This is a genomic window from Devosia nitrariae (assembly GCF_030160115.1).
Classification (GTDB): Bacteria; Pseudomonadota; Alphaproteobacteria; order Rhizobiales; family Devosiaceae; genus Devosia; species Devosia nitrariae.
In genome coordinates this window covers 21604-30045 of record NZ_BSNS01000021.1, presented here as the reverse complement: position 1 = coordinate 30045, position 8442 = coordinate 21604, and the positions used below count along the sequence as shown (strand labels likewise).

Here is an 8442-nt window from a genome sequence, read left to right as displayed (position 1 = left end):
ACCCCAAACGAGGTCTTCTCTGCCATCCGCAACCGTGTTGCACTTCAAACGTGACTCCACATCCCGCTTTTCGCGGGAATGACCCTGTGGGTAGTGGAGCTCTGGAGCCTCCCGTTCTGATTCATTCAGAACGTGACAACCTCTACGCCTCGACCGTAAGGCCGACGCGCTGCGCCAGAGCCGCTTCCATGAAGGGGTCGAGATCACCGTCGAGCACGGCCGATGGCTGGCTGGTCTCGACGCTGGTCCGCAGGTCCTTGACCATCTGGTAGGGCTGCAGAACGTAGGAGCGGATCTGGTGTCCCCAGCCGATGTCGGTCTTGGTCGCTTCGGTGGCGCTGGCCGCCTCCTCGCGCTTTTGCAGCTCGAGCTCATAGAGCCGGGCGCGCAGCATGTTCCAGGCCGTCGCCCGGTTCTTGTGCTGGCTGCGCTCGTTCTGACAGGCGACGACGATGCCGGTTGGGATATGGGTGATGCGGACGGCAGAGTCGGTGGTGTTGACGTGCTGACCGCCGGCGCCCGACGACCGGTAGGTGTCGATGCGGCAGTCGGCTTCGTTGATCTCGATCTCGATGGTTTCGTCGACGACCGGATAGACCCAGACGCTCGAAAAGCTGGTGTGGCGGCGGGCGGCCGAGTCGTAGGGGCTGATGCGCACCAGGCGGTGGACGCCGCTCTCGGTCTTCAACCAGCCATAGGCGTTGTGGCCCTTGACCTGGATGGTGGCCGATTTGATGCCGGCCTCCTCACCATCGTGGATTTCGATGGTCTCCACCTTGAAGTCGTGCTGCTCAGCCCAGCGCGAATACATGCGCAGCAGCATATTGGCCCAATCCTGGCTTTCGGTGCCGCCGGCGCCGGAGTGGATTTCGACGAAGCAGTCGTTCTTGTCGGCTTCGCCGGAAAGCAGTGTTTCGACCTGCTGGCGCGCGGCCTGGGCCCGCATCTCGGCGAGAGCGGCTTCGGCTTCCTTGACGATGCCTTCGTCACCCTCGACCTCACCAAGCTCAATCAGCTCGACATTGTCGCGGATGCTGGTTTCCATAGCGCGCACGGTGGAAACCTGTGCGTCGAGGTCGTCACGCTGGCGCATGACCTCGCGGGCTTTTCCGGGATCGTTCCAGAGGTCGGGGGATTCGGCTTGCGCGTTCAGCGCATCGAGGCGTGTCTGGGCTGTATCCCAGTCAAAGATGCCTCCTCAGCAGGGTCAGAACCTGCTCGATTTCAGTGACGACTTTCTCGGTTTCCGCACGCATTTCGTAGTGTCCTATTCTTGCGCGCTTCATGTAGCCAAGCAGGGCCGCGCAATCAACCCGTCGGAAAAAAATGGTCAGAAAAGGCCGCCGCGGCCGAGAGAGGGATCGAGAAATTGGCCGTTCGGGCCCGGCTGAGTGACGCCGCCGGATGGGGAGGCCGCGGCGGCTGGCGGCAGTTCCATATAGGTCTGGTCGCCGACACCGATGACCGAGGTCATCAGATTGGGTCCGGTGCCGGGCTTGAAGGCCTCGATGACGGCCGACTGGCCTTCGACCGCCCTCACTCCGGAGGCGGGGTCGATCCAGACGGCGTTCATGCCGTTCGGCATGTTGAACGGCGTCGGCGGGTGACCGGCGAGGGCCTTGCCAACGAAATCGGTAAAGATCGGCACGGCAATACCGCCACCGGTCGAGCTGCGCCCCATGGATCGCGGCACGTCGTAGCCGAGATAGACGCCGACGGCGAGCTCGGGGGTGAAGCCGACGAACCAGGCATCCTTGTAGTCGTTGGTGGTGCCGGTCTTGCCGGCGACCGGCCGGTTGAGCCTGCTGGCATAGGTGCCGGTGCCGCGCTGGACCACGCCTTCCAACATCGAGGTGATCTGATAGGCAGTCATCGGATCGAGCACCTGCTCGCGGGTGTCGACGATTCGCGGCTCGCCCTGCCCCTGCCAACTGGTGGCGTTACAGCCTTCGCAGATACGCTGGTCGTGCCGGTAGATTGTCTTTCCATATCGATCCTGGATGCGGTCGATGAGGGTCGGCACGATCCGGCGTCCACCGTTGGCGATGGTGGCGTAGGCGGAGGTCAGGCGCAGATTGGTGGTCTCACCGGCACCGAGCGCCATGGCAAGCACCGGGGTCATGCTGTCATAGACGCCGAAAAGCTTGGCGTATTCGGCAACGAGCGGCATGCCGATGTCCCTGGCGAGGCGCACGGTCATCACGTTGCGGCTGCGCTCGATGCCGCGCCGGAGCGTCTGGGGACCGTAGAACTCCTGAGCATAGTTTTCCGGGCGCCAGATCGAGCCGTCGCCGTTGCGGATTTCGACCGGCGCGTCGAGCACGACGGAGGCGGGCGTATAGCCGTTATCGAGCGCCGAAGCATAGACGATCGGCTTGAACGCGGAACCGGGTTGGCGAAGGGCCTGCGTTGCCCGGTTGAACTCGGACTCGGCGAACGAGAACCCGCCGACCATGGCCAGAACACGTCCGGTGCGCGGATCCATGGCGACCAGCGAACCCTCGATCTCCGGCACCTGCTCGAGCGTAAAGACCCCGTCTTTGCCCGCAACCGGCGAAACGTAGACGACATCGCCAACCGCCAGGATCTGGGAGAGCGGCTGGCTGACCCATTTGATTTCCGGGCCGGAAAGCATTCCCGTCTCGCGCTCGGGTCGTAATGATCCACCGACGTCGCCAGCCGGACGCAGACCGATCAGTGCCTCGTTCTGGCGTATCTCGAGGACCACGGCGAGATGCCATTCCGGCACATCCCTCAATGGCTCGATCGCCGCGACGTCGACGCCCCAGTCGTCGCCGATCTCGATGGTGGCCACGGGTCCCCGGAACCCCCGTGATCGGTCGAAGGCCACAAGGCCATCCATCAGGGCCTTGCGCGCGTATTCCTGAAGAGTGGGGTCGAGGCTCGTGCGCACGGAAAGCCCGCCGCCATAGAGCTGGTCCTCGCCATAGAGCCGGGCGAGCTGGCGTCGCACGTCCTCAGTGAAATATTCGGCCGAATAGAGCTGGCTGCCGGACTGGCGCGGTACAATGGTCAGGGGTTCAGCCTGGGCCGTAAGCATTTCGTCAGTGGTGATATAACCGTTCTCGCGCATGCGCTCGAGCACCCAGTTGCGCCGCTCGACTGCGGCCTCGGGATAGCGGTAGGGGTGATAGTTGTTGGCCCCCTTGGGAAGCGCGGCGAGGTACGCTGCCTCAGACACGGACAACTGATAGAGCGCCTTGTCGAAGTAGTTGAGCGCCGCGGCGGCGACGCCATAGGTCTGCCCGCCGACGCTGCCCATGAAGATCTCATTGAGGTAGAGCTCGAGGATCTTGTCCTTGGAGAAGGTCGACTCGATGCGCATGGCGAGCAGAGCTTCCTGAAGCTTGCGATCCCAGGTCTGTTCGCTCGAGAGCAGGAAGTTCTTGGCCACCTGCTGCGTGATCGTAGACGCGCCGACCAGTGGGCCGCGGCGGCCGTCGATCATCTGCATGAGGTTGTCGCGCACGGCACGCATGACGCCATCTACAGCAATACCGGTGTGGCTGTAGAAATCCTTGTCTTCGGCCGAGAGGAATGCCTGGACGACCAGAGGCGGCACGGTCTCGATTGGCTGGAAGAGGCGCCGCTCGCGGGCGAACTCGGCGATAAGCGTGCCGTTGGCCGCATGGACACGGGTGGTGACGGGCGGCTGGTAGTCCTTGAGAACGGTATAATCGGGAAGTTCGGCCGAAACAGTATGAAGATAGACCGCGCCAACGCCGATCGCGCCCAACGCCAGGAACACACCCAGTCCGAACAGCCAGCCCAGCAGACGCAGCATATCGCCTCGAGACCCTTTCTAGCGGCTAGAGGCCGTACTCAAACATTGATGGAATCATAGCAAATCGGTCGAGATTGTGCATGGCCGATCTGCACACGGCCATCAGGGTGATCACTCTGCAACAGGGGGCGCCTCGATCTGGTCGAAATAAGTCGAAATCCCGCGCGCTATCGCTTCCGCAGTGCGGTCGCGCCAATCGCTTTGCATGAGATTTTCGATATCGCTGGAGTTGGAGAGGAAACCGAGTTCGACGAGGACAGAGGGTACGTCGGGCGCCTGCAGCACGAAGAAATCGGCTTGGCGGACCGGAAATCGCCGCAACTGCACGCTGGGTTCGAGCTGGTGGATGATCGACTGCGCGGCCATGAACGACTGCACGCGCATCTCGCGGCGCATGAGGTCGACGAGGATGTCGACGACCTGCGGGGCCATCTGCGGTACCGCAAAGCCAGCGATGATATCCGTCTTGTTCTCCTGGTCGGCCAGCACCTTGTCGAGCACGTCAGTGGCGTTCTCGTCGCGCGTATAAACGCTCGCGCCCCGGATTTCCGGCTGCTGAAAGCTATCGGCGTGGATTGAGATGAACATGTCAGCCTTGTTCGACCGCGCAAGCGCAACCCGTTCCTCCAATCGCAGGAAAACGTCGCTCTCGCGTGTCAGGGCCACGTCGAAGCGTCCGGATTCAACCAGGATTTCCTGCAGCCGCAGGCTGAAGGCGAGGACGATATCCTTCTCCTTGACGCCGCTTGCGGTCTCGGCGCCACTGTCGATGCCGCCGTGGCCGGGGTCGATCACAACCAGCGGGCGCGTGTCGGTGGCGATGTTGGAACCGCCTGGCTCGGTGGGCGCCTGAGGGACGGCCGCCTGCTGAGCCGTCTGCGAGGCGGCACGGTCGCGCGCGACGTTTTCGGCGAAGACTTCTGCGGTTGCCGGGATGATGTCGACAACGAGCCTTGCTGGCTGGTCCTCGAACGGATCGAGCACATAGGCCTGCTGGACCTGGGCAGGTCCCGACAACGTCAGAGTGGTGCGCACGCGATCGGGTGCGGCCTGCTCGATGACGTAGGACGCGATGAGGCCTTCCCCGGCCGGCGGGCTCGGCTGGCTGACCGAAATATCGGCGGCACGCACATCGATCGCGAGCCGTTGCGGCTCATCGAGCGAGACGAGCGCGAACTCCGAAGTGTCGCTGAGATCGAGCACCAGGCGGGCGCGCTCGGAAGTCGTTGAAACGCGCGCGTCTCGCACACTCGGCAGATCTGCCTCTTGAGCCTGCGCAGAGGGTTGCATGCAAAAGGCCAAGGACAAGGCCAAGACGGCGAGGAGAGTGACAAGCAGGCGCTCGAGCGCAAAGCGGACCGTTTTGGACAAAAGCCGAACGCTTCCTAAATAGAAGGTGAGAGCTGTAGTGAGGTCACCCGATGTCAGGCGATTCTACGGCAGTTTTTGCCACTTATGCGGTGATTTGCGGCCGCCTGCAAAGGCCCGGGGATCCAAAAGTGACCGAGAAAGGCAGGTTTTGACTTTCCTGTTGCCAATCGGTTGCAACATCCCTAAACGCTAATCATTGAGGCGCGAGCCTTTCGCGACGTCAGGCTGCTGCGGCCACACAGGGCCGCCCCTACGCCGCGAGAGGATGCCGGACGCAAGCGGGTTGGCACCCTGCCCGGCAGCAAAGCGGCGACAGTCGCGCCTTGCAGAAGAATTTCGGCCCCAATCGGGCCGGACGGTCGGCGGCAAATCGCTTTGTGCCGGCGGCCCAATAGGAAGAGGTCAAATGGCCCGAAGGCGGACACTACGCGAGGCGATCAGCACTGATTGCGCGTTTGTCATGCTTTGCTCTTCCGGCCCGACCCCAAAGACCGGCGCAACCTCCCGCGCCACCCCCTTCAAACCATTCGCCTCGCATTGCGCCAGCCCAGGGGCCCTTCCTTCGGGAAGTCCGCCCGGCGGCGCGCGAGCGCGCGGAGTTCAGTTTTATGGCTACAAAGAGAATGCTGGTGGATGCCATCCACCCGGAAGAAACACGGATCGTCGTTACCGCCGGTAATCGTCTCGAAGAATTCGATTTTGAAAGCGCGACACGCCGCCAGTTGCGCGGCAACATCTACCTTGCCAAGGTTACACGCGTAGAGCCCTCGCTGCAGGCCGCGTTCGTCGAATATGGCGGCAATCGTCACGGCTTTCTCGCCTTTTCCGAAATCCATCCCGACTACTACCAGATCCCCGTCGCCGACCGCGAAGCGCTGCTCAAGGCCGAGGAGGCCGATGAGGCGCAGGATGCCGAGAACGGCGACGATCATGTCAGCGTGCCCGAAGGCGTCGTCGAGCCCGAGGCCGAGACCGACACGCAGGACATGGAGGGCGCCAGTCACATCGAACAGGCGCCAACCGATTCCGAGCCGGTTGAGAGCGTAGGCGGAGCCGATGCGCTCGAAGAGGTGCCCGAGCGGCGCCAGCGCAACCTGATGCGCAAGTACAAGATCCAGGAAGTGATCAAGCGGCGCCAGGTGATGCTGGTGCAGGTGGTCAAGGAAGAGCGCGGCAACAAGGGCGCGGCGCTCACCACCTATCTCTCTCTTGCCGGCCGCTATTCGGTTCTGATGCCCAACACCGCCCGCGGCGGCGGCATCAGCCGCAAGATCACCAACGCGGCCGACCGCAAGCGGCTCAAGGAAATCACCTCGGATCTCGAGGTGCCGCAGGGCATGGGCGTAATCCTGCGAACTGCCGGTGCCGCGCGCACCAAGGCGGAGGTCAAGCGGGATTTCGAATATCTGATGCGCCTTTGGGAGAATGTGCGCAGCCTGACCCTGAAGTCGCAGGCGCCCTGCCTCGTCTACGAGGAAGGCTCGCTGATCAAGCGAACAATTCGCGATCTCTACAACAAGGACATCGATGAAGTGCTGGTCGCGGGCGATGACGCCTATCGCGAGGCCAAGGACTTCATGCGCATGATCATGCCGAGCCACGCCAAGAACGTGAAGCTCTATTCGGAAGATCAACCGCTCTTCTCCAAGTATAACGTCGAAAGCCAGCTCGACCAGATGTTCTCGCCGCAGGTCACCCTGCCTTCCGGCGGCTACATCGTCATCAATCCGACCGAGGCGCTGGTTTCGATCGACGTCAACTCGGGTCGCTCGACCAAGGAACACAATATCGAGGATACCGCGCTCCAGACCAATCTGGAGGCGGCAGATGAAGTCGCGCGCCAGCTGAGACTGCGCGATCTCGCCGGCCTTATCGTCATCGACTTCATCGACATGATGGAGAACCGATCCAATCGGGCAGTCGAGCGCAAGCTCAAAGAGTGCCTGAAGGAAGACCGGGCGCGCATCCAGGTCGGCCGCATAAGCCATTTCGGTTTGATGGAGATGAGCCGTCAGCGCATCCGCTTCGGCGTCGTCGAGAGCTCGACCCACAAGTGTCCGATCTGCGACGGCACCGGCCTCGTGCGGTCTACCGAAAGCGTGGCACTGATGGTCATGCGCCATGTCGAAGACCACGTCCTGCGCAAGCCCGGTCAGTCCATCAATGTGCGCGTGCCGGTGGAAGTCGCGCTCTACATCCTCAACTACAAGCGCGAAACGCTGATTGCGCTCGAAGAGCGCAACGCCCTCTCCATCACCATCACCGCCGACGCCAAGCTCATCGGTCACCAGTTCGCCATTGAGCGCGGCGAGCAGCGGACAGCCGCCTATGGTGAGCAGCGTGCGGTCGCACATGTGCGGGTCGACAGCGCGGTCATTGCCGATGTCGAGGAAGATGAGGCCGAAGAGGAAGAACAGGCGGAAACCGGCGCGGCGCGTCCAGAGAGCGACGGCGGCCCCTCCAAACGGCGGCGCAGGCGCCGTCGGCGCGGCGGCGAGCGCGGCGAGGACGTGCAGGTGCCGCAGCAGGCCGAACGTGAGGACGAGGCCGCCGAGGCCGAGGACGAAGCAGAGACCGCCGAGGAGCGGGCCGAGACCCGCGCTGCCGAGGAGGCGGGCGAGGCTCGCAAGCGCCGCCGGCGCGGGCGGCGCGGCGGCCGCCGCAATCGGCGAAATGAGGACGAGACGATCGAGCAGCCCACGTTCGCGGGCGGTGAAGCCGTGGAAGCGGGTGAAGCTGAACCGGCAGCCGCCGAGGAAGCTGCCGAGGCCGTTGCGGACGCCGCGGCGCCCACCACAGAGACACCCGCCGCCGAGGTGCCTGCCGCCGAGAGTGAGCAGCCCGCAAAGCCCAAGCGGACGCGTCGGACCCGTAAGACCGCCGAGGTGGCCGCCGAGGCCGGCGCTGCCGAGAGCGTAAGCGAAACTGCGACTGCGGCCGAAGAGGCTCCGGCCGAGGAGGCTCCGGCTGAAGAGAAGCCGAAGCGCCGCTCCCGCGCTCGTACACGCAAGACGGAGACGGCTGAGGCTGGCGAAACGGCCGCTGCACCGGCGGAGGCAGCTCCGGCCCCCTCACCCGCTCCGGCCCCTTCGCCTGCTCCCGAGACTGCGGAAGCCGAGGACCGGCCCAAGCGAGGCAAGAAGAAGGACCTGCCGCCTGACGAGATCGTCGTCAGTTCGACCGCCGGCAAGCCCGAAGGAGAGGGCGAGCCCAAGAAGAAGGGCTGGTGGCAGCGCCGGCTCGGGCTCGGATAATCCGGCAATCAA

General features: G+C 63.7%; 4 protein-coding genes. 1 reads left to right on the top strand and 3 read right to left on the bottom strand.

Features of this window, described 5'->3' with window-relative positions; all coding sequences use genetic code 11:
* Window positions 1-142 precede the first annotated feature (142 nt).
* The 3 genes from prfB to QQK18_RS19680 form a co-directional block, all read right to left on the bottom strand.
* Window positions 143-1256 (bottom strand): peptide chain release factor 2 gene (prfB, locus tag QQK18_RS19690; protein WP_284342088.1). Its coding sequence is split into 2 segments (ribosomal slippage): window positions 143-1186 and window positions 1188-1256, totalling 1113 coding nucleotides; the frame shifts between segments, so codons are not numbered across the junction.
* A 74-nt stretch (window positions 1257-1330) separates the two neighbouring features.
* Entirely contained in the window at window positions 1331-3805 is a 2475-nt protein-coding gene (locus QQK18_RS19685; protein WP_284342087.1) for a penicillin-binding protein 1A, read from the bottom strand.
* Between the two features lie 111 nt (window positions 3806-3916).
* Window positions 3917-5176 carry an N-acetylmuramoyl-L-alanine amidase gene (locus tag QQK18_RS19680; RefSeq protein WP_284342086.1) on the bottom strand — a complete coding sequence of 420 codons (1260 nt, stop codon included), beginning with the start codon at window positions 5174-5176 and terminating at the stop codon, window positions 3917-3919.
* A gap of 608 nt (window positions 5177-5784) precedes the next feature.
* Here QQK18_RS19680 and QQK18_RS19675 point away from each other — a divergent pair.
* Window positions 5785-8430: an Rne/Rng family ribonuclease gene (locus QQK18_RS19675; RefSeq protein ID WP_284342085.1), complete on the top strand. Its 2646-nt coding sequence runs from the start codon at window positions 5785-5787 to the stop codon at window positions 8428-8430.
* Window positions 8431-8442: the final 12 nt, after the last annotated feature.

Coding starts and splice junctions, on each gene's coding strand:
- QQK18_RS19685 (WP_284342087.1), bottom strand. CDS start 3,805: ATGCTGCGTCTGCTGGGCTGGCTGTTCGGACTGGGTGTGTTCCTGGCG.
- QQK18_RS19675 (WP_284342085.1), top strand. CDS start 5,785: ATGGCTACAAAGAGAATGCTGGTGGATGCCATCCACCCGGAAGAAACA.